The sequence below is a fragment of the Hymenobacter sp. UYAg731 genome, assembly GCF_054061335.1.
Window position 1 is genome coordinate 650,552 of sequence record NZ_JBSSEC010000001.1, and the last position, 26,241, is coordinate 676,792.

The following is a 26,241-nucleotide window of genomic DNA, read 5'->3' on the forward strand; positions in this document are numbered from 1 at the left end:
CTAGCGCCGCACTTCCAGCCAGCCTTTGTACTGCTGGCTGGTTTTGGCGCTGGTAAGCAGGTAATAATACAGGCCATCGGGCTGGCCGGTGGCGGCCCAGGCGTTGTCGTATTTTTCCTGCTGGTAGATTTCGCGCCCCCAACGATTGTAGAGGTGCAGGGTCCAATCCGCCGCATTGAGACCCTGGAGGGCGAAAGCTTGGTTTTGGTCGTCGCCGTTGGGGGTGATGATGTTGGGGATGGTGACCGTAGGGGCGGCACAGGGTTTTTCCCGTACCTGCACGGTGGCGCGCACTGTGCAGCCGGCCGGGTTCTGAACATCAACCCAGTATTCGCCGGGCGTGGTGGCCAGAAGGGTAGCCGCCGAGCTACCACCCTTCCAGCTAAAGAGGCTGCCTGCCGGCTGATTGCCCACCGACAGGCGCAAATTCAACGGGGCGCAGCCGGTGGTATCCGGCCCCGACGCCAACCGCACGCGGGGCGCGGGCACGATGCGTACCGTGGCCAATGCCGTGGCAACCACCGCGCCCTGCCGGCGACGCTCGATGCGCAATGAATAGGTGCCGGCCGTCGGGTAAGTCACGCTGAGGCTGCTGGAGGCCAGCCCCGTTCTGATTGCGAAGCGGCCGTCGCCGAGGTCCCAGCGCAACGAATCGGTGGTGGTACTGCTGCCCCCGGTGTTCGCCAGCAAAGTAACGGGCTGCCCGGCGCAGCCAAAAACGGCCTCCGTTTGCAGCAGCGCCCCCAGGTTCACATCATTGGGCTGCATGGGTAAGGCGTTGGTCGATTTTCGCCCGGCCAGCGTCTGGTAGCCCGCAGAATACCGGCAGGCCAGCCCACGGGCATTGGGCAAGAGAATTGCATCCAACGTCGGGGAATTTCGCATGGCAAAATAAATAATGCCATCGGGGCCACGCTGCATATACCACGGCACAATGCCGGAACCGTCCGCCGAGAGCACATTATACACCTGCATCCCCGAGGCAGCAATTGCGCCCGGGGTGCCCGCCGCCATATCAAATTGCACCACTTGGATGGCCATGCCCAAACCACTAGGGGGCGGGTAATGCCGGCTTACATAAACACGGGAGCCATCGGCAGAAAAGCATGCGCCCAATACATACGGGGTAAAATCGGGCGTAATAGTAGGGGCCGGGGAATTGAGCACCAACGGACTGCTTACCTGGCCCGTGGCTGGGTCAAATTGCAGCAAATAACTGGTTGTTATATCATTATAGAGCAGTGAGCGGCCATCCGGCGACGCCACGATGGTGCCGCTTTCGGCATAGACGCCGCTGCCGCCAAAGGAGAAAACCCGGCTCACCACCGTGCGGGCGCAGGGCCAGCGGCCGGAACCATCAAGCAAAGAGGCCAGAAACACGCCCTGCTGGCTCAGCCGGGTCACCAGCCAGCAGTCGCGGCCGTTGGCATGGCGCACCAGTGTTTTGTAAAAGGCAAAATCGCTGCTCCCCAGGCGAGTGAGAATGGTATCGGCCACCACGGGCAAATTCACTTGCGTTACCTGTCCCAGGCCACCGGCTCCGGACAATGACACCTCTGCCGCAACGGGTACGCCCCGCACCGTGGGAGCCGCCGCGAAGGCCACGCGCTGCGTGAGGATGTAGGCCGTGGGGGCTCCTTGCACCCGTACCACCGCGCAGCCCTCCGGGTTTTGCGGGTCGCCGCCCAATGCCGGAGCACCGGCCATGAGCTGGTGCTGCCGGTTCCAAACCTGGTCGCCGTTGGTATAGAGCAGCAGGCTCCCCGCCGCATCGCTCAGGGTGGCGCAGCCGCTGGGAGCAGTCATGGCGCTTGTAGTTAGCGGCTGCGGAGCCACGCCTGACGCGAAATGCAACGCAGCCTGCTGGCCAAAAAACCAATTGGAATATTCGCCCTGCGCCTGGGCTCCTATCGGCAAAAGCCAAATTAACAGGCCGACAATCAACCCTAAACCGTGTTTCATAGCGGGTAGCTGCAATGGAGGTGCGAACATAGTCATGGCTCGGCTTTGCTACCGCTATGAGCCGGCCGCCTATCTTTGGGTTGCATGAGCTTTGAACCCACCCGGCCGCTCCCCTACGGCCGCCAAAACATCACTGACGCCGACATCGCGGCCGTCACCGCCGCCCTGCACGCCGACTACCTCACGCAAGGCCCCACCGTGGCCGAGTTTGAAAAGCAGTTTGCCGCTTACGTGGGAGCCCGCTACGCCGTGGCCGTGAGCAACGGCACAGCGGCATTGCACCTCTGTGCGCTGGCCCTGAACGTGCAGCCCGGCCAGCGCGTCATCACCACGCCGCTTACCTTTTCGGCCTCGGCCAACTGTGTGCGCTATTGCGGCGGCGAGGTCCACTTTGCCGATATCGACCCGGCCACGGGCCTGATTGATTTGGGGAAGGTGCGCCAGCTGCTGGCAGCCCACCCACATGGTCATTTCACCGGCCTGATTCCGGTGGATTTCGCCGGGCTGGCCGTGGATTTGGAACAGGCCCGGCAATTGGCCGACGAGTTTGGTCTCTGGATAATTGAAGATTCCTGCCACGCGCCCGGCGGCTTTTTCATCGACTCTCAAGGCCGGGAACAGCGCTGCGGCAACGGCCGGTTTGCCGACCTCGCCATCTTCAGCTTCCACCCCGTGAAGCACATTGCCACCGGCGAGGGCGGCATGATTACCACCAATTCTGAGGCGCTGTTTCATCACCTGCTGCGCCTGCGCACCCACGGCATCACCCGCGACCCGGCCGACCTCATCCGCGAGCCCGATGGCGGCTGGTACATGGAAATGCAGGAGCTCGGCTACAACTACCGCCTGCCCGATTTCAACTGCGCCCTCGGTCTCAGCCAGCTCGCCCGCGCCGATGAGGGCATGGCCCGCCGCCGCCAGCTGGCCGCGCAGTACGATGCCGCCTTCGCCCAGGTGCCCGGCCTCACGGTGCTGGCCCCCGGCCGCCCCGGCCACGCCTACCACCTCTACGTCATCGAAGTTGCCGACCGCAAGGGCCTGTACGATTTTCTGAAAACCAGACAGATATTTGCGCAGGTACATTATATCCCGGTGCATCGCATGCCTTATTACGAAGGCCTGGGCTGGCGCGCAGGCGATTTTCCGCTGGCCGAAGAATACTACGCCCACTGCCTGAGCATCCCCATGTTCCCGACGCTGACCAACGAGGAACAGAGCTACGTGGTGGCGTGCATCAATGAATTTTTAACCAGCAGGCAGCAATAAATAAAAGAACGTCATGCTCAGCTTGCCGAAGCATCTCTACCGCGCGAGTAACTAATTAGTATCGAGGTAAAGATGCTTCGGCAAGCTCAGCATGACGTTCCATTTGCTTCTCTTCTAACAGTTCCCTCCCCCTTGCAGCACACCCAACAAGAAGATTTCTGGTCCGGCGATTTTGGCCGCGAATACACCGACCGCAACTCCCGCCCGCTCGATGAGTGGAACGCCTTTTACCGCGACCTCTACGGCCATACCAAGCTGGAAATGAATGCCGAATTTCTCGGCAAGCTGCCCCGCGAGGCCCGGATTCTGGAAGTGGGCTGCAACACCGGCATGCAGCTGGTGGGCCTGCAAGCCGCCGGCTTCACCAACCTGTACGGCGTGGAGCTGCAACAATACGCCGTGGAAAAAGCCCGCGATTTCGTGCGCGGCGTGAACATCCTGCAAGGCAGCGGCTTCGATTTGCCTTTCAAGGACAACTACTTCGACGTGACCTGCACCAACGGCGTGCTTATCCACATCGCGCCCGAGGACCTGCCGCGCATCATGGGCGAAATGGTGCGGACCTCGCGCCGCTACATCATGGGCTACGAGTATTATGCCCCCGAAACCACGTCCATTAAGTACCGCGGCAACGACGGCTTCCTTTGGAAAACCGATTTCGCCCAGGTGTTTCTGAACAACTTTCCCAACCTGCGCTTGGTCAAACAACAGCTTTACCCCTACGTCAACGACGCCGAGCGCGGCAACCAAGACGTGGTGTACCTGCTCGAAAAAGTTTCTTAATAGTAGAGCCAGGACGTTAGAACTAAGAGCCAGGATTTGGCTGCCAATATCTTAGTTCTTGACTCTATCATCTTGGTTCTTGATTCTAGTGTCTTGGCTCTAATCACATGACAAATGCCGGCATCATTTCGCAGGTGCGGATGGGCAGCACCCGGCTGCCGAGCAAGGTGCTGCTGCCCGCCGCCGGCCGGCCGCTGCTGGACTACCACGTAGCCCGCGCCCGGCAAAGCGGCCTGCCCATCTACTTGGCTACCACCACCGAGCCGGCCGATGACGTGCTGGCCGCCTACGCCGAAACCAACGGCATCCCCTGCCACCGGGGCAGCGAGGCCGATGTGCTGGCCCGCTACTACGAAACGGCGCAGAAATTTGGCCTCGATGTCATCGTGCGCGTCACCTCCGACTGCCCGCTGGTGGACGGCCCACTGATTGGCGCGGCAGTCGGCCGCTACTTGGAAGAGGGCAACCCGCTGGTATACCGCTCCAATTCCATCGTCCGGACCTTCCCGCGCGGGCTGGATTTCGAGATTTTTTCGATGGAAATGCTGGCCGAAGCCTACGCCAACGCCACGCTGCCTTATGAGCGGGAGCACGTCACGCCCTACCTCAAGGCCAACCCGGCCACGGCGGGCCGCGTCATCTACCGCGACGAAGTGTGGCCCGGCGGCGACTTCAGCCGCTTCCGCATCACGCTGGATACGGCCGAAGACTACGCGGTACTGAAAGCGCTGATTGAACAGCGCCACGCCCAGGATTTGAATGTAACCGACCTCCTAGCCCTGCTTGCAGCCCACCCCGAAATAATGGCCCTGAACGCGCACATCGAGCAAAAAACCACATGACCCTGCCCGATACCCTGCGCCAGAACGAGTTCGGCTTCTACGAAATCAAGGACAAGCCAACCCCGGCCGAGCTGCGCGACTACTACGCCAAACGCTACTACCAGGAAAACCTGACGACCTACCAGCCCGAGTACCCGGCCGAGGAGTTGGAGCACATCGAAGGCAAGCTGCGCCTGCGCCACTGGGTGCTGGAGCAGCTACGAGACGCTAAAGGCCCCGGCTCCTTCCTCGACATCGGCTGCGGCGAGGGCTGGGCGCTGGACTACTTCCAGCGGCAGCACTGGGAGGTGCTGGGGCTGGATTTCAGCAGCTTCAGCGTGGAGAAGTTTCATCCCCGGTTGCGGGAAAAACTGCGCACCGGCGACCTGTATGAGGAGGTGCAAAAGCTGGTAGCAACCGGCCAGCAGTTCGACGTGCTCTGGCTCGACAACGTGTTGGAACATGTGCTCGAACCAGCCGACTTGCTGCGCCAGTGCCGGCAGCTAATCAAGCTCGACGGCGTGCTGGTGGTGGACGTGCCCAACGATTTCTCGGCCCTGCAACAGCACCTGCTCGACACCGGCCAAATTGACCGGCCTTTCTGGGTAGTGCTGCCCGACCATCTCTCCTATTTCACCCAGCCTGGCCTGCGCAACTTAGCTGAAGCTACCAACTGGTACGTTGCAAAAACAATTGGCGACCAACCCATTGACCTCAACCTATTAAACCCCAGCACCAACTACGTAATGAACCGCGCTGCCGGCAAAGGAGCACACCGCGCCCGCCTGGCGCAGGACAACTTCCTACTGCGCATGGCCCCGCTGCCGGCCGTGGCGGCCTATTATGAAGCCCTGGCCGGCGTTGGGCTGGGCCGCAGTATTGTTGCATTTTTGCAGCCAGATTAGCCAGTGGTTAGTGGTCAGTGGTTGGTGGTTAATGCCGTTCAACTACTGCCTGACGAACATCACCAACCGCTAACCACTAATCATTAACCACTAAATATGTCCTCTATTTCCGTGCTCAGCGGGGCCTCCGCGCCCGAGCAGTCGCGCCGCGAAGGCTTCGCCCAAACCCTGCGCGAGTCGCCGATTCCGAACACCGAACTGCTCAACAACCTAGGCCTGTACCTGAACCGGCAGACGTTTTCGCGCCTGCTGTTCTTCACCGAGCTCTACCAGCAAATCATTCCGGTGCATGGCGTGGCCATGGAATTCGGGGTGCGCTGGGGCCAGAACCTGGCGCTGATGCACGCGTTGCGCGGCATCTACGAGCCGTTCAACTACAACCGCAAAATCATCGGGTTTGATACCTTCGGCGGCTTCCCGTCGGTAGATGCCAAGGACGGCAACCTGGTGAAAGAAGGCGACTACGGCGTGACGCCCGAGTACCAGGCCTACCTCACCCAAATCCTGGCCCTGCACGAGGCCGACAGCCCCATCCCGCACAAGCGCAAGTTCGAGCTGGTGGCCGGCGATGCCTCCGAAACCGTGCCCCGCTACCTGCGCGACCACCCCGAAACCGTCATCGCCTTCGCCTATTTCGATTTTGATATCTACGCCCCCACCAAGGCCTGCCTCGAAGCCATCCGGCCGCGCCTAACCAAGGGAGCCATCGTGGCCTTCGATGAGCTGAACTGCCCCGAGTTTCCCGGCGAAACCCTGGCGTTTGACGAGGTATTTGGTGTGGCCAACTACGCCCTGCGCCGCAGCCCGCTCAACCCGCTAATTTCGTATCTGGTGGTGTAGAATAGTGGTTAATGGTCAGTAGTTAACGTTTAATTCCTGCCCTGCGCACATGCCGTCAGATGCTTACTCCTGCACGTTAACTATTAACCGCTAATCATTAACCACTAAATTGACCTACCGCCCTCTTCCGCAAGCGGAATACCGCCACAAGGCTTACTGCCTCGTCCCCATTCGCTACGAGGACCGGGAGACCATCCGGGCCTGGCGCAACGCGCAGCTGGAGGTATTGCGCCAGGCTGCGCCGCTGAGCGCTGAGCAGCAAGATACTTATTTTCAGCGCGTTGTATTGCCGTTATTCGAGCAGGAAAAGCCGGGGCAGCTGCTTTTTTCGCTTCTGTGTAATGATGAGCTGGTGGCCTACGGCGGCCTCGTCCACCTTTCCTGGCCCGATAAGCGCGCCGAAGTCTCTTTCCTGGCAGAACCCGCCCGTGCGGCCGATGCGACTACGTACCGCGCCGATTTCCGGGCGCACCTGCGCCTGCTGGGCCAGGTCGCGTTTGATAACCTGAAGTTTAACCGCCTTTTCACCGAAACCTACGACATCCGGCCCGCCCATATTGCCATTCTGGAAGAAGCCGGATTTCAGCTGGAAGGCCGTTTGCGGCAGCACATCCAGCTCGCGCCCGGTACTTTTACCGACTCACTGATGCACGGCCAGCTGGCCGCCGACTATGCCACAGCCTTTGGAACTGCCCTTTAAGCGAATTTTCATCAGCGGCGCGGCCGGCGTCATCGGCCAGGAAATGGTGCGCCGTCTGGCCTCGCTCGACGCAGACATTCAGGTACTGGCGGGTGATTTGAAGCCGCGTCCGGCCGGCTTTCCAGCCCGGTTCCAGTATCGGCAGGGCGATTTGAACTTTCTCACCGAAGCGGAAATCGCGGATTTTGCGCCCGACCTGTTCGTCCATCTCGCCGCTACTTTCGAGCGCTCCACCGAAACCTACGGCTTCTGGGAAGAGAATTTCCGGCACAATGTGCAGCTCAGCCACCACCTGATGACGGTGCAAAAGGACCTGCCCTCGCTGCGCCGCGTGGTGTTCGCCTCCAGCTACCTCATCTACGACCCGGCCCTTTACAACTTCGCCGAGGTCCCGGCCGCCCCCCGCAGCCTGCGCGAAACCGACCCCATCCTACCCCGCAACCTGACGGGCATGGCCAAGCTGGCCCACGAAATCGAGCTGCGCTTTCTCGATACGTTTCGGGCGCGGCAGTTCAGCACGGTGGCCCCGCGCATCTACCGGGGCTACGGGCGCAACGGGCGCGACATCACCTCGCGCTGGGTGCGGATGCTGCTGGCCGGCCAAGAAATCACGGTGTATGGCGCGGAGTCGTTTTTCGACTACCTCTACGCCGCCGATACGGCCGAAGGCCTGCTCCGCCTGGCCGCCGCCGAAACCGTTACCGGCCTCGTGAACCTGGGCACCGGCCGGGCCCGCCGCGTTTCAGAAGTGGTGGACGTGCTGAAGCAGAACTTTCCCGGGATGCGGGCCAACTACGTGGCTTCTGACATTCCCTTTGAAGCCTCGCAGGCAGATATGGCTTTGTGGTCGAGCCAGATAGACTGGCTGCCCCCAACTACGCTTGAAGTAGCCATTCCTGAAATCATCGCCTTCGAGCGCAGCCGTCAACCCACCTTGGCCGCTGCTGAAAAGGCGGCGGCCAAGGGACCAGGGCATGTGCTCATCAGCAGTATTTCGGCCAAGGTGCCGCTGGCCCACGCGGTAAAAAATGCCGCCAAGCGCCTGGACCCTGGCATCAAAATAGTGGGCGGCGACCTTAATCCGCAGGCCCTCGGCTTTCACTTCACCGATGAAAGCTGGGTGATGCCCATGACCATGGACGAGCACCTGCCCGCCATCATCAGCCAGTGTCAGGCCCTGGGTATCACCCGCGTTATTCCTACCCGCGACGGGGAGCTGGCCTTCTGGAGCCGGCACTGCGCAGCCCTGGCCGTTGCCGGTATTGCCGTGCTGGTAAGCCCGCCCGAAGCCGTGCAGCGCTGCCTCGACAAGCTCGAATTCAGCACCTTCGGTCAGCAAGCCGGCCTGCCCATCATCCCCACCAGCCTCAGCATCGACACGCTGGCGGGCGACCAGTCCGCCCCCGGTGCCGCCTTCGTGGTGAAGGAGCGGCACGGGGCCGGCTCGCTCAGTCTGGGCCTCAACCTGCCCTACGCCGCCGCCGTGGCGCACGCTCAAAGCCTAATGGAGCCCATCTTCCAGCCCTTCATCCAGGGCCGCGAAATCAGCGTGGATGGCTACGTGAGCCGCACCGGCCGCGTGCATGGAATGGTGGCCCGTACCCGCGACGTGGTGGTGCGCGGCGAGTCGCAGGTGACCACCACCTTTCACGACCCGGAACTGCTGGCCCGCCTCATGCCCACTGTTGAGCAACTGGGCCTTTATGGTCCGTTTGTGCTGCAAGCGCTGCTCACACCGGATGGCGGCCTGCACATCATTGAGTGCAATAGTCGGTTTGGCGGAGCCTCCACGCTGGGCGTCGCGGCAGGGGTCGATTCGTTTTTCTGGTTTTTGCAGGAAGCAGCAGGGGCTGATTTGCAGCAGTTTCCCTTCCGGCCGGCGGCAGAACTGTTGCGTCAGGTGCGCATGGCAACCGATGTGGTTGTGGCAGTGTAGCGCACCTGAACGAAGTAGAGACGCACTGTTGTGCGTTTCGTCGTTGAACAACCGGAACCGCGCATTGCGGTGCAAATTAAACAACCTCAGCAACGACGAGACGCAAAATGTTGCGTCTCTGCTTCGTTCTCACTTATGCCCGTTCTCGTTTTCGACCTTGACGATACGCTGTACCCCGAACTGAGCTACGTACACAGTGGTTTTCGGGCGGTAGCGGAGTTTTTGAGCCCGCTACTTAGCGTCGCCGCCGCAACCCTGGCAGCCGGCATGATTGCCGAGGAAGCCGTGCAGGGCCGGGGGCAAGTCTTTGATAACGTGCTGCGGCGGCACGGCCGGTGGAGCAAGGCGCTGGTGGCGGCCTGCCTGCGCACCTACCGGCAGCACAAGCCCACGCTGAGCTTATTTCCCGATGCCGAGCGCTGCCTTACCCGCTTCGCCGCCTGGCCGCTCTACATCGTGACGGATGGCCACAAGGAGGTGCAGGCCCGCAAAGTGGCGGCGCTGCACCTGGCCGGCCGGGTGCGCCACGCCTATCTCACCAACCGCTACGGCCGCCACCGCGCCAAGCCCGACCCGCACGTATTCCAGTTGATTTGCCGGCGCGAAGGCGTGATGCCGGAAGAAGTGACCTACGTGGGCGACAATGTGAAGAAAGACTTTGTGGGCATTAAGCCACTGGGGTTTAATACTGTACGTATTCTGCGCGGGAATTACGCACAGTTGGAAGCCGATGCGGCGCACGAGGCCGACCGGAGCATTCATACGCTGGATGAGTTGGTGTAGCGCGAACTTTTAGTTCGCGTCGCCGCGCCGTTAAAACCGTTCGGGGACGCGAACTAAAAGTTCGCGCTACATCGCGCTACGGCCCGTGTACCTTTGCGCTTCCGTTTCGCATCCATCAAATCATGACCGAAATTACCATCGGCGGCCGTCCGGTTGGCCCCGCGCACAAGCCGTTTATCATCGCCGAAATGTCCGGCAACCACAACCAGAGCCTCGACCGTGCCCTGGCCCTGGTAGATGCCGCCGCCGCCGCCGGCGTCGATGCCCTTAAGCTTCAGACCTATACCGCCGACACCATTACGATGGACACCGGCTTTGCTATCGACGAGGAAGGCCAGTCGCTGTGGGAGGGCAAGAACCTGTACAAGCTGTACCAGGAAGCGCACACGCCGTGGGAGTGGCACGCCGAGTTGTTTGCCCGCGCCCGGCAGCACGGGATGCTGGCCTTCAGCTCGCCGTTTGATGAGACGGCGGTTGATTTCCTGGAGATGCTGGACGTGCCGGCTTACAAAATTGCCTCTTTCGAAAACGCTCACTGGCCGCTGCTGCGCAAGGTAGCCGCCACCGGCAAGCCCGTGATTGTGAGCACGGGTGCCGCCACCCTGGCCGAGATTGACGATGCCGTGCGGGTGCTGCGTGAAGCCGGCTGCCGCGAGCTGGTGCTGCTGAAATGCACCAGCACCTACCCCGCCTCACCGGCCAATACCAACCTGCGCACCATCCCGGTGCTGGCCGAAACCTTTGGCTGCCCCATCGGCCTGAGCGACCACACCATGGGCGTGGGCGCGAGCGTGGCCGCCGTGGCGCTGGGCGCCTGCGTTATCGAAAAGCACTTCACCCTGAGCCGCGCCGAAGGCGGCGTGGATTCAGCATTTTCATTGGAGCCGCACGAGTTGAAGATGCTGGTGGAAGAAACCGAGCGCGCGCATCAGGCACTGGGCACGGTGCAGCTCTGCATCCAGACCGGTGAGGAAAAAAGCCGGCTCTATAAGCGCAGTATTTATGTGGCAAAGCCCATTGCGGCGGGCGAGGAATTTACCACGGATAACCTGAAAATCATTCGCCCCGGCGATGGCCTGTGGCCTCGCCATTGGGAAGTGGTACTGGGCCGCAAGGCCACCAAGGCCCTAAAACCCGGCACCCCGCTGACCTGGGAAGCGCTGTAATGCCAACCCAAACCTTGCCGCTCATCCCGCGCCTGCGCGACATTTTGCAGCTGCGCTTCACGGCCATATTCGCTGCGCTGCCCCCGGCGGCGCTGGCCGATATTTCGCCGGCCAACCCCGTGAAGCGGCTGGCGCGGGTACTGGGCTACGCGGGCCTGCGACTGGTGGGCAACATCTTCCAGCCGATAAAAAACCACGACGACCTGCACGGCAAAGTGTGGCTTTACGTGGTGAGCGCCAACAACTACGACGCGCTGGAATTCATCCAAAAAGCCCGGCCGGATGCCGTGCTGGTGGCCGGCCAGGCCAAGAACATCGGGCGCTACAACGCGGCCGTGAACCGGTTGTCGTTGCGTCACAAGCTGCTGTATTACTGGCAGTTTCCGCTGGCTTTCTTTGGCCTGCTGAAAACCGATGGCGGCCGGGCGTGGCGGTTTTTCGACTTCATTTTTTACGCCATCGGCTATTATGAAGTGTACCGGCGGGCGCTGCGCCACTACCGGCCCCGCGCCGTGGTGTTCTCCAACGACCACAACGACGACACCCGCTCCCTGCTGCTGGCCTGCCGCGCCGAGGGCGTGCCCACGGCCTACGTGCAGCACGCCAGCGTGAGTGCCAACTTCCCGCCCCTGGGCTTCGACCTAAGCCTGCTGGAAGGCCAGGACGCGCTGGATAAATACCGCCTTTGCGGCCCCGTGCAAGGCCGCGTAGAGCTAGTGGGAATGCCAAAAGCCGACGCCTACCTCAACCAGAAAAACACCAATGCACAGGTGAAACGGGTAGGCATCGCCTGCAATGTTCACGACCCCATGCCGGCCCTGGTCGACACACTGGTGTACCTGCTGCGCGAGTTGCCGGACCTCACGTTCACGCTGCGCCCGCACCCCAGCGACGGCCGCGATTTCGAGCCGCTACGGCAGCGGCTGCCCGCCCTGCAATGGTCGAGCGCCCGCCAGGAAAACGTGTTCGATTTTCTGTTGCGCCAGGATGCGCTGGTGGCCGCCGACACCTCCACTCACCTCGAAGCCACGCTGCTGAACGTAGCCAGCATCTATTTCCGTTTCGGCACTTTTGCCCTCACCAACGATTACTACGGCTACGCTACCCAGGGCCTCGTGGCGCGGGCCGACACGCCCGCCGAACTGACGGCAGCCCTGCGCCGCTATGCCTCACACAAGCCCGCCGACCTCTACCTGCGGGCTACTTACTACAACGCAACGCTGGGCACTCCCGATGAAGGCCGCAGTCAGGTTCGCACCGCGACAATATTAAATGACTGGCTGAATCAATCTGATGTAACCATCTGATATTCGGGTATTTTTAGAAGATTATCAGTAATGCAGCCTGCCACTTCTTTGCCTGCGATAAATGCCGTTCCGGTTTCGGCCGAAATGCGACTGGTCTATGTGTTGCGGCATTTTCAGTTGGCGTATGTGGACGTGCCAGCAGATTTGATTGGCTACGCCGGAAGCCGACGGCCCATCGAAGTGACCGACTTGGCGGGCAGATTTTTCCAGGCCCAAAACCCCTACCCGACCGCCCCGAACCGGCGTGACTGGGCGGGGCAGTTGGTGCCGTTTTTCTTCGACAGCCAGCCCGCAGCGCCGCTGCTGGAACGACGTGCAGACCGCGTCGTCATCAATGCGGACCTTATCTCGGCGGCCTTCTACCTGCTCAGCGGCTGGCAGGAATATTTCACTGATGAACGCGACCGGCACGGGCGGTTTCCCTACGCGGCCAGCGTGCAGAAGCAGTTTGATTTTGTGGCCCTACCGGTGGTAAACTATTACTTCGACGTACTGAAAACGGCGGTGGAGCATGTCACGAGTCAGCCGTTGCAACCCCGGCGCTGGAACTGCACGTCGCCTTTCGCGGCCTTCATCACGCATGATATCGACAACCTGCGCAGTGCCTGGAAAGCGCCCGCCAAAGCCGCGCTGAAGCAAGGCCAGCTTTTGCGTTTCGGCCAGCAGGTGTGGCAGCATCTGACGCAGCCCGATGCCTGGGACAACTTGGAAGCCGTGGCCGACACCGTGGCGGAACATGGCGCGGCCTCTACCTTTTTCATATTGCCAGAGCTTCGGAAGGGCACTAATGGCACGCCAAATGCCGACTATGCCCTCGACACAGCCCTGCGCCAGCGTCTGCATCAACTCCAGCAACAGGGCTGCGAAATTGGCCTGCATGGCAGCATTGGTACTTCGACGGAGGCTTCCCGATTAAATAAGGAAATGGCAGCGCTACAACCGGGCAGTGAAGGCCTGCGCTTCCACTACCTGTGCTGGGATCCCCGCACGACACCCGCATTGGTCGAGGCCAGTGGTAGCTGCGCCTACGATTCGACCCTGGGCTTTGCCGAGCATTTTGGCTTTCGCAATTCCTATTGTCTACCATTTTTCCCCTTCAATTTCTCAACGGGTACTGCATGTGATTTCCTGGAAATCCCGCTCAATGTAATGGATGCCACCCTGCACCATCCCAACTACTTGCAACTGCAACCCGAGGAAGTTATGCCAGCGTTGCGGCCCATGTTCATGGAAATTGAACGGTTTGGCGGGGTAGCCACCGTGCTTTGGCACAACGACCATTTCGACCCAGCGAACCTCGTGACGGGTCCGCAGCAGTTTGCCGAAATTATGGACTATTTACAGCAGCGCGGGGCTGCTTTTCTCACCGGAAGCCAGATTGTAGCCGAACTTTGAAGTACGTAGCACCGGATTCTGCTTAGGTTGTTCCCAGTATAAACCGCTGGTAATCAATTACTCATTTACTCATTTACAGTTTGGGCATCGTTCAGCGACAGGGCATCCGCAACACCCTGATTTCCTACGTCGGCCTCGCCATTGGCTTTGCCAATACCATTCTGGTGCTGCCGCGCCTGTTCTCGCCGGCGCAGATTGGCCTCACAGCCAGCGTGTTGCTGCCACTGGCTACTATTGGAGCTCAGGTGGCTTCCTTCGGCTTTGCCAATATGGGCATCCGGTATTTTCCGTTTTTTCGGAACCAGGGGCGCAACCACGCGGGCTTCTTTCCGCTGCTGCTGGGGCCGCCGCTGCTGGGGTTTGTGGTGGTGGCGCTGGCCATGCTGGTGGGCAAGCCGCTACTGCTGCACTGGTACGCAAAGGGTGATGCGGCCCTGCTCTCCCCACACTATGTGGCGGCCATTGCGCTGGCAGGCTGCATCATGCTGGGCTCGTTGCAGGATGCTTACCTGCGCTCGCTCTATCATACTTCCTTTTCCTCGTTCTGCCAGGAAATCCTGCTCCGGCTGATGCTGGTGGGCGCGGCCATAGCTTATAGCCAGAACGTTATCAGCTTCCACGGATTCATACTGGCTTACGTGGGAGCGTATGCGGTGGTGGCCGTGCTGCTGACCATTTACCTGGCCGCCATTGGCGAGCTGCACCTGCGGCCCACGCGGGAAGCACTGCGCATCAAGCCGCTGCGCGAGATGCTGGGCTTTGGCGCGTTTGTGCTGCTGAGCAACATTTCGGGCACGGTATTGCTCAACATCGACAGCCTGATGGTGGGTACCAAGGTCAGCCTGGCGGCGGCCGGCATCTACCTCATTGCCACCAACGTGAGCACGGCCCTGGTCCTGCCCTTCCGGGCACTCTACAAAACGGCATATTCCCTGATTGCTGAGTATTGGAAGGAAGGCAACATGGCCAAGATGGCCGACTTCTACCGCCGCAGCACCCGCATCAACACGCTATTGGGCTGCTACTTAGCTTTGGGTATTGGGCTGAACCTGAACTTCATTTACGGCCTCATCCATCGGCCCGAGTACGCGGTGGGCACCACCGCCGTGCTCCTGCTGCTGGCTGGCCGGCTGTTCGACGGCATCACGGGTGTCAACGGCATCATCGTGGCCACGTCGCCGCGCTACCGCTTCGATTTGGTGTTCAATATCTCCCTTGCCGCCGCCGTGGTGGCACTCAACTGGCTGCTAATTCCGCGCTTGGAACTGGCTGGCGCGGCCCTTGCCTACTGCATTGCCCTGGTCAGCATCAACACTGTGCGGACGTGGTTTGTGTGGCGCAACTACGGGATGCAGCCGTTTGATGGCAGCACGGTTCGGATTCTGGCGGTGGCGGCCGTAGCTGGTTTTGCAGCGTGGGTGCTGCCCGACACCGGCAATGCTTGGCTCACGCTGTTGCTGCGCGGTGGCGTGCTCACGCTGCTTTATGGCGCTGGGGTGCTGGCTACTGGCACTGCTCCCGAGCTCACGGCTGCCTGGCCGACCATCCGCCAGCGGCTGAGACGGCGGTAGCATCACCTCCGGCTTACCAAAAAAAGGCCACCATCCCGATTTCGGAATGGCGGCCATTGTGGCGCGGTTGAAATTCCGCTTATGCTCCCACCAATACTGGCCGCTCCTCCTCCACCCGCTTGGGCGCGGGGCCGTCTTGGTGCATCTCGCGGTAGAAGAAGGCGAAGATGAGTGGGAAAATCAGCAGTGTGAGCACCGTGGCCGTCACCAGCCCACCGATAACCACGATGGCCAGCGGCTTCTGGGTTTCGGAGCCGATGCCGGTGCTCAGGGCGGCCGGGAACAGGCCAATCATGGCCATGAGGGCCGTCATCACAACGGGGCGCACGCGCGAGGCCACGCCCAGACGCAGGCTGTCGGCCAAGCTCATCTTCTTGCGCAGGTTTTCCTTGAACACGGTGATGAGCACGATGCCGTTCTGAATACATATTCCCAGCAGCGCAATGAAGCCGATACCCGCCGAAATCGAGAAGTTGACCCCCGTGATGTGCAGCGCCGCGATACCGCCGATGAGGGCAAACGGCACGTTGGCCAGTACCAGCGCGGCGTCCTTGCCATTGCCGAAGGTGATGAACAACAGGATAAAAATGATGACCAGCGATACCGGTACCACCTGCGTGAGGCGCTTGGTGGCCCGCACCTGGTTCTCAAACTCGCCGGCCCACTCGATGCGGTAGCCCTTGCCGAGCTTGATGGTCTGGTCCATCTTCTTCTGCGCCTCGGCAATGGTCGAGCCCATGTCGCGGTCGCGGATGGAGAATTTTACCGCGATAAAGCGCTGGCCGTTATCGTGGTACACGAAGGCCGGACCATTCTCGGTTTTGATGGTGGCAATTTCCTTGAGCGCCACTTTGCCGCCGCGAATGGTGGGCACGCGCAACTCGCCGATTTTAGCTTCCGTGTCGCGGTCCTGCTTGGGATAGCGCACGGTCACGTCGAACTTGCGCTCACCCTCGTAAATCTGGGTGGCGGCCTTGCCGCCCACGGCCATTTCCACCACGGTCTGGGCATCAGCCGTTTGCACGCCGTAAGCCGCCATGCGGGTCTGGTCGAGGCGCACGCTCATTTCGGGCTGGCCCAGGTTGCGTAGAATGCCCAGGTCCTTCACGCCGCGCACTTTGCCGAGCACCTTCATCACCTCGTTGGCCTTGCCGTCAAGCTCCTTGAGGTCATTGCCAAAAATCTTAACTGCCAGCGCGGCGTTGATGCCCGCCACGGCTTCCTCCACGTTGTCGATAATCGGCTGCGAATAGTTGAAAATGATGCCGGGGTACTCCTTCAGCTTTTTGTCCATTTCGTCAATCAGTTGCTCCTTCGTAATGTCGCGCTTCCACTCCTCCTTGGGCTTGAGGTTGACCTGCGCCTGCACGTAGTAGATGCCCGACGGGTCGGTGCCGTCGTTGGAGCGGCCGGTCTGGCTCAGCACCGACGTCACCTCCGGAAACGAGCGCAGGATGCGGCGGTAGTTGGCCGCCATCTTGTTGGTTTCGGTCAAAGATGATGACATCGGCAGCTTGGTTTCGACCCACAGTGCGCCCTCATTCAGCTCCGGCAAAAACTCCGAACCCAGAAAGTTGAACGAATAGAGCCCGGCCACCACCACGGCCATCGTCACGCCAAAGCTCAGCAGCTTGTTGCGGTACGTGAAGCCAAAGGCACTCGTCACGATGCGGTCGAAGAAGTTCACCACAGGGTTGTTCTTCTCCTTCACGTTCTTATTAAGCAGCAGCGAGCACAGCACCGGCACCAGCGTCAGGGTCAGAATCAGGGCTCCAACCAGCGCGAAGCCCAGCGTGTAGGCCAGCGGGCTGAACATCTTGCCTTCCACTTTTTCGAAGGCGAAAATCGGAATCAGGCAGGTCAGAATGATGAGCTTGGCGAAGAACACGGCCTTGCCCAGCTCGCCGCCGGTTTTCTTAATCATGCCCAGCTTGGCCAGCTTGTTAAACTTCTCCATCCCCACCTGGTGGGCCTTGTGGTCGAGCACCACGAAGATGCCCTCCACCATCACCACGGCCCCGTCGATGATAATGCCGAAGTCAATCGCACCCATGCTCAACAGATTGGCACTCATGCCCTTTAGGCGCAGGCATACGAAGGCAAACAGCAATGCCAGCGGCACCACTACGCCCACCGTGAGCGTGGTGCGCCAGTCGGCCATGAAGATGAGCACGATGAGCGTCACCAGAATAATGCCTTCGATGAGGTTATGGATTACCGTGTGGGTGCAGTGGTCCATCAGCACGTCGCGGTCGTAGAACGTTTTGAGGTACACGTCGTTGGGCAGCACCTTTTCGTTGAGCTCCGCGATTTTAGCTTTCACGCGGCCCAGCACTTCGGCCGGGTTTTCGCCCTTGCGCATAATCACGATGCCTTCCACCACGTCGCTCTGGTCATCGAGCCCGGCCTGGCCCACGCGGGGCGCGTTGCTCTCGTTCACTTGGGCCACGTTACGTACCAGAATGGGCACGTTGTTGATGTCCTTGACGATGATGTTGCCGATGTCCTCGGGCTTGGTGAGCAGACCGATGCCGCGCACCACGTAGCTCTGCGAGTTCTTCTCAATCACATCGCCGCCCACGTTCATGTTCGACTTCTGCACGGCCTCGAACACCTCTAGCGGCGTCATGTCGTACTTGGCCAGCATGGCAGGGTTCACGCTGATTTCGTAAACCTTACGCGTGCCGCCGAAGGCCGCGATGTCAGCCACGCCGGGCACCGATTTCAGCTGCCGCTCCACCGTCCAGTCCTGAATGGCGAGCAATTCATTAGTGCTACGGCCGGCGCGGCTCTGAACTGTATAGCGGAAAATCTCGCCGGTGGGGCCGTATGGAGGCTGCACATGCGATTCGCAACCGACGGGCAGGTTCACCCCGCTCAATAGGTTGTTCACCTGCTGCCGGGCGAAGAAATCCTCCACGTTGTCCTCGAAGTTTATCTTGAGCACCGACAGACCAAACATGCTGATGCTGCGCATGTTGCTCTTCATCTGCACCGAGTTCATGGCCACCTCAATGGGCGTACTTACGAACCGCTCTACCTCCTCGGCCGAGCGGCCGGGCCAGAGGCTCACGATAATCATCTGGGTATTCGTAACGTCAGGAAACGCCTCGATGGGCGTGTGGACGTAGCTGTAAGTGCCGCCCGCCACCAGCAGCGCCGTCATGAAAAAGATGAAGAAGCGGTTCTTCAACGAAAAGGCAACGATGCCGGAAATAAACTTATTCATGCCAATGCGGGGTGGGAGGTTGGGTAGCGGACGGCTGCTATTCCGACTGAATTGAATCGAAACCGGCCGGGAAATGAGAATCTGTTGAAAAGTTGATGAGAAAACAATGAGGGTTTTATGAAGTGCAGGCGACAAAAAAGCCCGCTACCTGATAAGGCAGCGGGCTTTTTGCATTGAATGAAGCGGCGGCTAGTGCGTGGCCACCATCTCGTGGTAGCCAGGCTCGCCGGGCAGCGGCACGTACTTGGTGTGTTCCGAACGGTAGAAACGCTCAAACACCAGCGGAAACACGAAGAGTGTGAGGATAGTACCCGTTATCAGCCCGCCGATTACCACGATGGCCAGTGGCTTCGACGTTTCCGAGCCGATGCCGGTAGAGATGGCGGCCGGCATCAGGCCAATGGTGGCCATGAGGGCCGTCATCACCACGGGGCGCACCCGCGAAATCACGCCTTCGTTGATGGAATGGTCGAGGGGGTGCTTTTTGACCAGGTTCTGCTTGAAGACGGATATCAGAATCACGCCGTTCTGAATACAGATACCGAACAGCGCGATGAAGCCGATGCCGGCCGAAATCGAGAAGTTGGTGTGCGTGATGAGCAGCGCCGCGATGCCGCCGATAATGGCAAACGGCACGTTGAGCAGCACCAGCCCGGCATCTTTCAGGTTGCCAAACAGGATGAACAGGATGAAGAAGATGAGGCCCAGCGAAATGGGCACCACCTGCGAGAGACGTTGCTGGGCGCGGCGCTGGTTTTCGAAGTCGCCGGTCCATTTTTGCTCGTAGCCTTTGGGCAGCACGACGTGGCGGTTCACTTTTTCCTGGGCCTCCTTGATAGTGGAACCCATGTCGCGGCCGCGAATCGAAAACTTCACGGCGGCGAAGCGACGGTTGTCGTCGCGGTAAATCAGGCTTGGGCCGGTCACGGAGCCAATGTTGGCGATTTCGGTGAGTGGGATGGTTTTGCCCGATTGGGTGGGCACCATCAGGGCCGAAATTTCGGTTGGCGTCTGGCGGAACTGCGGTTCGTAGCGCACCCGGATGGGGAATTTGCGCTCGCCTTCATACAGTTGGGTGGCCTCCTTGCCACCCACAGCCATTTCGAGCACCGAGGCGGCATCGGTCTTGCTCACGCCGTAGCTGGCCATGCGGCGCTCGTCGAGGTCGACGTGGAACTCGGGCTGGCCGATGTTGCGCAGCACGCCGAGGTCGTCAATGCCTTTCACCGTTTTCAGTATCTCATATACCTCGCGGGCCTTGGCCTCCAGCGTGGCCAAATCGGTGCCGTAAATTTTCACCGCAATGGAGCCTTTCACGCCCGAAGCGGCTTCCTCCACGTTGTCGGTGATGGGCTGCGAGAAGTTGAAATCGACGCCCGTAAACTTGTCGAGCTTAGTCTTCATCCGCTCCACCAAATCCTCGCGGTAAGCTTTTGATTTCATCTTTTTCTCTACTTCCGGCGTGTGCTTGAGCTGCACCAGAAACTCGTTGTTGTAGAAGCCCGTGGGGTCGGTGCCGTCGTTGGGGCGGCCGGTCTGGCTCACTACGTCGCTCACTTCGGGGAAGCTCAGGAAATCGCGCCGCATCTGGTTGCACAGCTCGTTCGATGATTCCAGGCTGATGCTCAGCGGCAGTTGCGCCCGCACGTAAATCGAGCCCTCGTTCAGCTCTGGCAGAAATTCCGAACCCAGAAAGGAGAAGGAATACAGCCCCAGCGCCGTCACCACGAAGGCGATGATGAGCGTGGCCGTTTTGCGGGCGTAGGTGAAGCGGAAGAAGCGGTTGGCCCCGTTGTTCACGCCGCGCACGAAGAAGTTGTCCTTCTCCCGCACGTCCTTTTTCAGCAGGATGCTCACCAGCACCGGCACCAGCGTGAGCGTAAAAACCAGCGCGCCCAGCAGCGCGAAGCCCAGCGTCCAGGCCAGCGGGCTGAATACTTTGCCTTCTACTTTCTCGAAGGAGAAAATCGGCAGCAACGCGGTGATAATAATGGCTTTGGCGAAGAAAATCGACTTGCCCATCTCGCGGCCCGACTTCTTAATCAATCCGAGCTTGGAGAGCTTGTTGAACCGCTCCATGCCCACCTGGTGCGCCTTGTGGTCGAGCGCCACAAAGAGGCCTTCCACCATCACCACCGCGCCGTCGATGATGATGCCAAAGTCAATCGCGCCCATACTCAGCAGGTTGGCGCTCATGCCCCGCAGCCGCAGACAGATAAAGGCAAACAGCAGTGCCAGCGGAATAATCACCGACACAATCACCGTCGTCCGCCAGTCGGCCATGAACAAGAACACGATGAGCGTGACCAGTACAATGCCTTCCATCAGGTTGTGAATTACCGTTTCCGTCGAGAAATCGATGAGCTGCTGCCGGTCGTAGAAGGTTTTCATCTTCACATCGGGCGGCAGGATTTTAGAGTTCAGCTCGTCCACCTTATCGTGCAGGCGGGCAATGACTTCCGAAGGATTTTCGCCCTTGCGCATCACCACGATGCCTTCCAGCTTGTCGTCCTCCAGGCCGCGACCGACCTGACCCAGTCGCGGCAGGGCGCTTTCGGTTACGCGGGCCACGTCGCGCACCAGAATCGGCACGCCGTTCACGTTCTTAATCACCGTGTTGGTGATGTCAGAGATGTTGTTCAGCAGGCCGATACCGCGCACCACGTAGTTCTGCTGGCCCTCGTTTATCACGTCGCCGCCCACGTTGATGTTGGAGCGCTGCACGGCATTATACAGGTCGAGGGGCGTGAGGCCGAAATCCTGCAGCTTGCCGGGGTTCACCGATATTTCGTAGTCCTTCACCTCACCGCCGAAGCTGTTCACGTCGGCCACGCCGGGCACGGCTTTCAGGTTGCGCTCAATCACCCAGTCCTGCAGGGTTTTGAGTTCGCGTACGGTTTTGGTTTTGCTTTCCAGGGTGTAGCGGTAAATTTCGCCAGTCGGGCCATAGGGCGGCTGCACGTCGGGCGTGATGCCGTCGGGCAGGTCCACTTCGCGCAGCAGGTTGTTCACCTGCGGACGGGCGAAGGCGTCGTCCACGCCATCGTCGAAAATCACCTTCACCACCGACAGCCCGAAGAGCGTGGTGCTGCGCACCGAAGCCTTTTTCTGCACCGGGTTCAGCGCAATTTCGATGGGCACGGTCACGAACTTCTCCATCTCCTCGGCCGAGCGGCCGGGCCACTGCGTGATGATGGTGATTTCGGTGTTGGTCACGTCCGGAAACGCCTCGATGGGCGTGTTCCGGTAGCTCACCACGCCCATCACCATCACCACCAGGGTCATGAGGAAGATGAAGCCCTTGTTCTTGAGCGAAAAGGCAATGATGCCTTGAATGAACTTATTCATTTTCAGTTCCTAACGGTGAAGAAACGGTGAATTAGGGGCGGATTTAAAAGGCAGTACTGACCCGGAGCAAGGCGAAAATGCGCTTGCTCGGAGTCAGTCCGTGTCCTGTCTGGTTAGTCGTTCAGCTCGTCGTAGACCAGCAGCTGGTCTTTGGCAATCACCACGTCACCGGGCTTCAGGCCGCTGGTGATGTAGCTGTAGTCGCCCACGGTTTTGCTGATGGTCACGGGCCGGGTTTCGACGTGGGTGCGGTCCTTGTACACCATCACGAAGTTGCGGTCCTTGTCAAAAACGACCGATTTGGCAGGCACGGCCAGGGCCTTCGCCCCTTCCGTATTCTCGACGCGCACCTGGGCGTACATCTCCGGTTTCAGCAGGTAGCCGGGGTTTTCGAGGCGCACGCGCACCTTCATCACCTTGCTGTCGGGGTCGAGCACGTTGAACACCTTGTCAATCTTGCCCCGGAAATGCTTGTCCGGGTAGCTCAGCGTAGTGACGTCAGCCGAGTAGCCTTCCTTCACCTTCGAGATGTCCGACTCAAACACGTTGGCCATAATCCAGACATCGTCCAGGTCGCTCACCGTGAACAGGTTGCCCACGTTGTCGTTGTTGAACTGCTCGTGGTCCGTAGCATTCTTCTCCGTGATAAAGCCCGAAATCGGCGCGCGCAACGTGTACATCCCATCGGCCCCGATGCCGTAGACGCTGAGCTGCTTCACGTTTTTGCCCACGGTGCCGCGGGCTTTGGTCACCTCGGCGCGGGCCAGCACCACGTCGCGCTCCGAGTTCAGGCCGGCTTTGTACATGTCTTCGGCCACGGCCAGGTTTTTGCGGGCGATGTCGAGGTCGGAGCTGGCGGCGGTGGTCTGGTTCTGCACGTCGGCAATCTCGCCCGACTTGATGACGGCCAGCACCTGGCCCTTGGTCACCTTGTCGCCGAGCTGCACTTTCAGCTGCTCCACCACGCCGCCCACCAGCGGGTACACTTTCACGGTTTTGTCGCCGTCGGTGGCGATTTCGCCGGTCAGCACCAGCTCGTCCTGCACCGGGCGCAGGCGCACGGTATCCAGCACAATCTGCTGCATCATGGTGTCGGACAGGCGGAAGCCCTCCTTCTTTTCTTCTTTGACTTCGGGTTTGGAGCAGCCAACCAGGGTTACAGCGGTCAGCAATGCCAGAAAGGAGCGGTTCATTAGGAGGCAGGTGTTAGCCAGTGGCCTTGGGCCAGCAGCTTATGATATTTCAGGATTAAGACGGATGCTCGGGGGCTGAGCCGAGACTATTCGGCGCGGAAAATGGGCTTGCCCACGGCAAAATTCAATTGCTCGAAAGCCCGGACGCGGTTGGCCCGCAAGGTATTCAGCTGCACCAGGTTATTCTTGTATGACTCAAAAAAATCCAGGTATTCCACCACGCTCAGAATGCGCTTGGCGTAGCTCTGCTCGATGCCCACCATCAGCCGCGCAAACGGGGCCGTGTCGCGGTCGGTATTCTGGAACAATTCATCATTGCGGGCCGCCAACTGATAGGCCTGGTGTACTTCGTTCTGCACCACCAACTGCTGCTGGTCCACGAGCAGCTTGCTGCCGGCAATCTGGGCCTTCGCCACCTGAATACTGCCCTGGTTGCGGTTGAAAACCGGCACGGCAATGCCCAGCGTTAGCGCGCTGTAGTTGTTGATGTAGGAGCCAGCCTTGTCGTAGGTGTAGCCCACGGCCAGGTCGGGCGTGGCCAGCTTTTGCTGGAGGCGTAAGTTCAGGTTTTGCTGCTCCACGGTGGCGCGACGGGCGTTCAGGTCGGTGCGCAGCACGAGGGCCGTATCAGCCAGCTGCTGCTCCGAATAGTTTTTCAGGCTAAGGTCGCGGGTCCTATTCACGTTCACCACGGGCACAAACTGGGTGCCGGTAGCATCGCGCACCAGCACATGCAGGTCGGTTTGGTCCGAAGCCACGTCATTGAGCAGGGCTTGCCGCTCGCTTTGCAGCGTGAAGAGGAAGGCCCGCAGGCGAATTACCTCCTTCAGCGCAATATTACCCTTCTCAAACTGGGTCTGGTACAGGCCGACGGTGCGCGTCAGCGAAGTGATTTCCGTAGCATAAGCCGTTAGGGTCTGCTGCTTGAAATACAGGTCGTAAAACGTGGTGCGCAGCTGATAGCGCAGGTTACGCAGCAGGTCCTGCAGGTTGTATTGCTCCACCACGGCCCCTTGCTGGGCGGCCTGGCCGGCGGCCTTGCGCCGCCCGGCCAGAGAAAAAAGCTGCTGCACCGTCACCACGGCCTCGCTGCTGGCGGTGCCTTCCGGCACCGTGGGGCGGGCAATGCGGCGGCGCAGCACGTCCTGCTCCACGTAGAGCGTGGGGTTGTCGATGAGGCGGGCCTGCACAGCCTGGGCCTGCGCCACCGTCACATTATACTGCTGGGCCAGCACGGCCAGGTTGTTTTGGAAGAAGCGCTGCTCGGCAGCCGGCAGCGTGAGGCGTACGGTGTCAGTTGGGGTGACCGGGGTAGCCGTCATGCTTTGAGCGGCTGCCGGCTGGGCGGCCAGGCACCACGCTCCAAAAAGAACCAGAAAAGGAAAGCGGGACATAATTGGCGTTGATTTCCTGACAAAGGTGCCGGTACCTGTATGAGGATAAAATGAATGTTCCATTTACCCCTCGAACGCCCTCAAAACCTCGGTGAACGCCCATTTTCAAGGGGGCATCTCTACATGTGCCGGGCGGCTACCACACGGCTTGCAGGCCTCCACTCATCAAGCTGCCCCCCCTGCACCGCCAGCAGATACCCCTGCACCAGCTGCGAGGAAACTGCCGGCAGCACATGGGCCAACAGGTCCGGGTGCGTGCCGGAAAGGCCCAGCATCGCCGTCAGCATCAGGACCCAGGAGATAATCCGGCCTTCCTGCTTCCGGCCCTTAGCCGGTTGGGTTACGGCCGTCAGGCCCAAAGAATCGGCCACGGCCCGCAAATCCAGGGGCAACAAGCTATTCAGCTGATTTTTGATGCCAATTAAATTCGCCGAAACGGCCGTCGCCGACAGTCGGTTATGCTCGGCGTATTGGCCCAGCAGGCCCGGCAGCACCGCGCCCACCAGCGTGAGTAAGGTGCTGGCCGTGGTGCGCTTCACCTGCGCATAGCGGCTCACCGAAGCCGCTATGGTCTGCCAGGAATTGCCGAATAACACTAGCAGCAACGTTTCGCCCTGCATCATGGCGCTGTCGGCCCCACTGCCACTGCCCAAAATGCCAAGCATTCCGGTCACACTCCCCAGCCCGTACTGCATGGTCTGATAAGCCCGATTACTCCACTCAAAAAGCAGTTGCGCGTCGGAATTTTCGGCCTGCCGGGCCATGCCGCCCATCATCACGGGGAGCACGCCGTCCAGGGCACGCTTCATCCCGTTTTCGCCCTCGCCTAGGCGTGCGGCCAGGTGGCTAATCAGCTCCCGGGGGAAGGCCCGGGCAATGGCAGAAAACAATGCAGTCATGGCAGAACAGGAGGATGGGGTAGAAACTTACTCGCGGCATCATTACAAAGTAGCTAAATAGTAATAGTATATGCATTATGTATGCGGCGGAACTCGAATTTTCGCCGACCAACCTCAATTATCACCTGCTGAATGAAATCAAGCCTTTGCTTTTTCCATATACAGGCCGCCAATTTCCCGTAGAAACCCATGTTTTGACTAACGAAAAAAGCCCCGGCAGTTTGCCGGGCCTTTTTTCTGTCAATTGCCTGTGTGCTAGTCATCCTCATAGTCAAGTCCGAGGCAGCTATTCAGCGCCTGGAGTAGCTCGCTGGCGGCGTGCTGCTGGCCGGCGGCGCGGGCCACTTTCAGGCCGGTGCGGTAAACCTTTTCGGCCTCTTCCTGCTTGCCAAATTGTTCCAACAGCTTGCCGGCATGGTAGTAAGTCCCCACATAATCGGGGTGTTCGGTTAAGAGTTTGTGATAAAATTCCCATGCCTGCTCTGGCTCCTGGGCGCGGTATTCGGTTGCCAGGGCATATATAGTGAAGGCATCGGTGGGGTCATCGGCGTAGAAAGCCAATAACTGTTGCAAACGCGCGGCGGGAGTGTTCATCAGGGCGGGAGTTTTGTTTACCTTTGGGGCAAAATTGCGGCTTTTCTACCGCATATCCCTTGCTAAAGATTGGCTGTCGGAAACCGGCCAGCTACTATAGGTTGTTATGCATGCAGCCTTTTTCATTCGATTTCGCCACCCTAATCCCG

Annotated in this window: 19 protein-coding genes; 12 read left to right on the forward strand and 7 right to left on the reverse strand. The window is 60.0% G+C overall.

Translation table 11 applies throughout. The annotated features are described in order from the left end of the window. Positions 1 to 1,806, reverse strand: coding sequence for a gliding motility-associated C-terminal domain-containing protein (locus ACVWYF_RS02780; RefSeq protein ID WP_457064378.1), 1,806 nt, complete (start codon positions 1,804 to 1,806; stop codon positions 1 to 3). 240 nt (positions 1,807 to 2,046) lie between these two features. Between ACVWYF_RS02780 and pseC the strand changes: the two genes are divergently transcribed. From pseC to ACVWYF_RS02840, 12 genes are all read left to right on the forward strand, one after another. Further along, positions 2,047 to 3,228 (forward strand): UDP-4-amino-4,6-dideoxy-N-acetyl-beta-L-altrosamine transaminase, encoded by a 1,182-nt coding sequence (pseC, locus tag ACVWYF_RS02785; RefSeq protein WP_457064380.1) that lies wholly within the window; start codon positions 2,047 to 2,049, stop codon positions 3,226 to 3,228. Positions 3,229 to 3,360: 132 nt separating this feature from the next. Beyond that, positions 3,361 to 4,011, forward strand: a complete 651-nt coding sequence (locus ACVWYF_RS02790; RefSeq protein WP_457064382.1) for a pseudaminic acid biosynthesis-associated methylase — start codon at positions 3,361 to 3,363, stop codon at positions 4,009 to 4,011. Positions 4,012 to 4,118: 107 nt separating this feature from the next. Further along, positions 4,119 to 4,853 carry a cytidylyltransferase domain-containing protein gene (locus tag ACVWYF_RS02795; RefSeq protein ID WP_457064384.1) on the forward strand — a complete coding sequence of 245 codons (735 nt, stop codon included), beginning with the start codon at positions 4,119 to 4,121 and terminating at the stop codon, positions 4,851 to 4,853. Beyond that, a complete protein-coding gene (locus tag ACVWYF_RS02800) occupies positions 4,850 to 5,737 on the forward strand; it encodes a class I SAM-dependent methyltransferase (RefSeq protein WP_457064386.1) in 888 nt (295 codons plus the stop codon). Before ACVWYF_RS02795 ends, ACVWYF_RS02800 begins: the two co-directional genes overlap by 4 nt. Positions 5,738 to 5,833: 96 nt before the next feature. Then, positions 5,834 to 6,577 (forward strand): class I SAM-dependent methyltransferase, encoded by a 744-nt coding sequence (locus tag ACVWYF_RS02805; RefSeq protein ID WP_457064388.1) that lies wholly within the window; start codon positions 5,834 to 5,836, stop codon positions 6,575 to 6,577. 109 nt (positions 6,578 to 6,686) lie between these two features. After that, the gene (locus ACVWYF_RS02810) at positions 6,687 to 7,277 is read left to right on the forward strand and encodes a GNAT family N-acetyltransferase (RefSeq protein ID WP_457064390.1); all 591 of its coding nucleotides are present in this window, start codon (positions 6,687 to 6,689) and stop codon (positions 7,275 to 7,277) included. Continuing rightward, positions 7,249 to 9,213: an NAD-dependent epimerase/dehydratase family protein gene (locus tag ACVWYF_RS02815; RefSeq protein WP_457064392.1), complete on the forward strand. Its 1,965-nt coding sequence runs from the start codon at positions 7,249 to 7,251 to the stop codon at positions 9,211 to 9,213. Before ACVWYF_RS02810 ends, ACVWYF_RS02815 begins: the two co-directional genes overlap by 29 nt. Positions 9,214 to 9,348: 135 nt before the next feature. After that, a complete protein-coding gene (locus tag ACVWYF_RS02820) occupies positions 9,349 to 9,996 on the forward strand; it encodes an HAD family hydrolase (RefSeq protein ID WP_457064394.1) in 648 nt (215 codons plus the stop codon). Positions 9,997 to 10,118: 122 nt separating this feature from the next. After that, on the forward strand, positions 10,119 to 11,162 hold the full coding sequence (pseI, locus tag ACVWYF_RS02825) for a pseudaminic acid synthase (protein ID WP_457064396.1): 1,044 nt from the start codon (positions 10,119 to 10,121) through the stop codon (positions 11,160 to 11,162). Further along, the gene (locus ACVWYF_RS02830; protein WP_457064398.1) at positions 11,162 to 12,469 is read left to right on the forward strand and encodes a hypothetical protein; all 1,308 of its coding nucleotides are present in this window, start codon (positions 11,162 to 11,164) and stop codon (positions 12,467 to 12,469) included. Before pseI ends, ACVWYF_RS02830 begins: the two co-directional genes overlap by 1 nt. Before the next feature lie 30 nt (positions 12,470 to 12,499). Beyond that, positions 12,500 to 13,864: a DUF7033 domain-containing protein gene (locus tag ACVWYF_RS02835; protein ID WP_457064400.1), complete on the forward strand. Its 1,365-nt coding sequence runs from the start codon at positions 12,500 to 12,502 to the stop codon at positions 13,862 to 13,864. Positions 13,865 to 13,944: 80 nt separating this feature from the next. Then, positions 13,945 to 15,435: a lipopolysaccharide biosynthesis protein gene (locus ACVWYF_RS02840; protein WP_457064402.1), complete on the forward strand. Its 1,491-nt coding sequence runs from the start codon at positions 13,945 to 13,947 to the stop codon at positions 15,433 to 15,435. Positions 15,436 to 15,514: 79 nt separating this feature from the next. Here the strand turns inward: ACVWYF_RS02840 and ACVWYF_RS02845 are convergent, their stop codons facing one another. The 6 genes from ACVWYF_RS02845 to ACVWYF_RS02870 form a co-directional block, all read right to left on the reverse strand. Further along, on the reverse strand, positions 15,515 to 18,664 hold the full coding sequence (locus ACVWYF_RS02845) for an efflux RND transporter permease subunit (RefSeq protein ID WP_457064404.1): 3,150 nt from the start codon (positions 18,662 to 18,664) through the stop codon (positions 15,515 to 15,517). 189 nt (positions 18,665 to 18,853) lie between these two features. Further along, positions 18,854 to 22,012, reverse strand: a complete 3,159-nt coding sequence (locus ACVWYF_RS02850; protein ID WP_457064406.1) for an efflux RND transporter permease subunit — start codon at positions 22,010 to 22,012, stop codon at positions 18,854 to 18,856. Positions 22,013 to 22,125: 113 nt separating this feature from the next. Then, a complete protein-coding gene (locus tag ACVWYF_RS02855) occupies positions 22,126 to 23,205 on the reverse strand; it encodes an efflux RND transporter periplasmic adaptor subunit (protein ID WP_457064408.1) in 1,080 nt (359 codons plus the stop codon). 86 nt (positions 23,206 to 23,291) lie between these two features. Further along, positions 23,292 to 24,599 carry a TolC family protein gene (locus ACVWYF_RS02860; protein ID WP_457064410.1) on the reverse strand — a complete coding sequence of 436 codons (1,308 nt, stop codon included), beginning with the start codon at positions 24,597 to 24,599 and terminating at the stop codon, positions 23,292 to 23,294. Positions 24,600 to 24,718: 119 nt separating this feature from the next. Beyond that, entirely contained in the window at positions 24,719 to 25,498 is a 780-nt protein-coding gene (locus ACVWYF_RS02865) for a DUF937 domain-containing protein (protein WP_457064412.1), read from the reverse strand. A gap of 255 nt (positions 25,499 to 25,753) precedes the next feature. Beyond that, positions 25,754 to 26,092 carry a tetratricopeptide repeat protein gene (locus ACVWYF_RS02870; protein ID WP_457064414.1) on the reverse strand — a complete coding sequence of 113 codons (339 nt, stop codon included), beginning with the start codon at positions 26,090 to 26,092 and terminating at the stop codon, positions 25,754 to 25,756. Positions 26,093 to 26,241: the final 149 nt, after the last annotated feature.

Bases quoted from the DNA above. Each gene is read 5' to 3' on its own strand.
- ACVWYF_RS02835 (WP_457064400.1), top strand. From the start codon at position 12,500: ATGCAGCCTGCCACTTCTTTGCCTGCGATAAATGCCGTTCCGGTTTCG.
- ACVWYF_RS02865 (WP_457064412.1), bottom strand. From the start codon at position 25,498: ATGACTGCATTGTTTTCTGCCATTGCCCGGGCCTTCCCCCGGGAGCTG.
- ACVWYF_RS02805 (WP_457064388.1), top strand. From the start codon at position 5,834: ATGTCCTCTATTTCCGTGCTCAGCGGGGCCTCCGCGCCCGAGCAGTCG.
- ACVWYF_RS02845 (WP_457064404.1), bottom strand. From the start codon at position 18,664: ATGAATAAGTTTATTTCCGGCATCGTTGCCTTTTCGTTGAAGAACCGC.
- ACVWYF_RS02820 (WP_457064394.1), top strand. From the start codon at position 9,349: ATGCCCGTTCTCGTTTTCGACCTTGACGATACGCTGTACCCCGAACTG.
- ACVWYF_RS02830 (WP_457064398.1), top strand. From the start codon at position 11,162: ATGCCAACCCAAACCTTGCCGCTCATCCCGCGCCTGCGCGACATTTTG.
- ACVWYF_RS02800 (WP_457064386.1), top strand. From the start codon at position 4,850: ATGACCCTGCCCGATACCCTGCGCCAGAACGAGTTCGGCTTCTACGAA.
- ACVWYF_RS02850 (WP_457064406.1), bottom strand. From the start codon at position 22,012: ATGAATAAGTTCATTCAAGGCATCATTGCCTTTTCGCTCAAGAACAAG.
- ACVWYF_RS02860 (WP_457064410.1), bottom strand. From the start codon at position 24,599: ATGTCCCGCTTTCCTTTTCTGGTTCTTTTTGGAGCGTGGTGCCTGGCC.
- ACVWYF_RS02780 (WP_457064378.1), bottom strand. From the start codon at position 1,806: ATGACTGCTCCCAGCGGCTGCGCCACCCTGAGCGATGCGGCGGGGAGC.
- ACVWYF_RS02815 (WP_457064392.1), top strand. From the start codon at position 7,249: ATGCCACAGCCTTTGGAACTGCCCTTTAAGCGAATTTTCATCAGCGGC.
- ACVWYF_RS02855 (WP_457064408.1), bottom strand. From the start codon at position 23,205: ATGAACCGCTCCTTTCTGGCATTGCTGACCGCTGTAACCCTGGTTGGC.
- ACVWYF_RS02795 (WP_457064384.1), top strand. From the start codon at position 4,119: ATGACAAATGCCGGCATCATTTCGCAGGTGCGGATGGGCAGCACCCGG.
- pseI (WP_457064396.1), top strand. From the start codon at position 10,119: ATGACCGAAATTACCATCGGCGGCCGTCCGGTTGGCCCCGCGCACAAG.
- ACVWYF_RS02870 (WP_457064414.1), bottom strand. From the start codon at position 26,092: ATGAACACTCCCGCCGCGCGTTTGCAACAGTTATTGGCTTTCTACGCC.
- pseC (WP_457064380.1), top strand. From the start codon at position 2,047: ATGAGCTTTGAACCCACCCGGCCGCTCCCCTACGGCCGCCAAAACATC.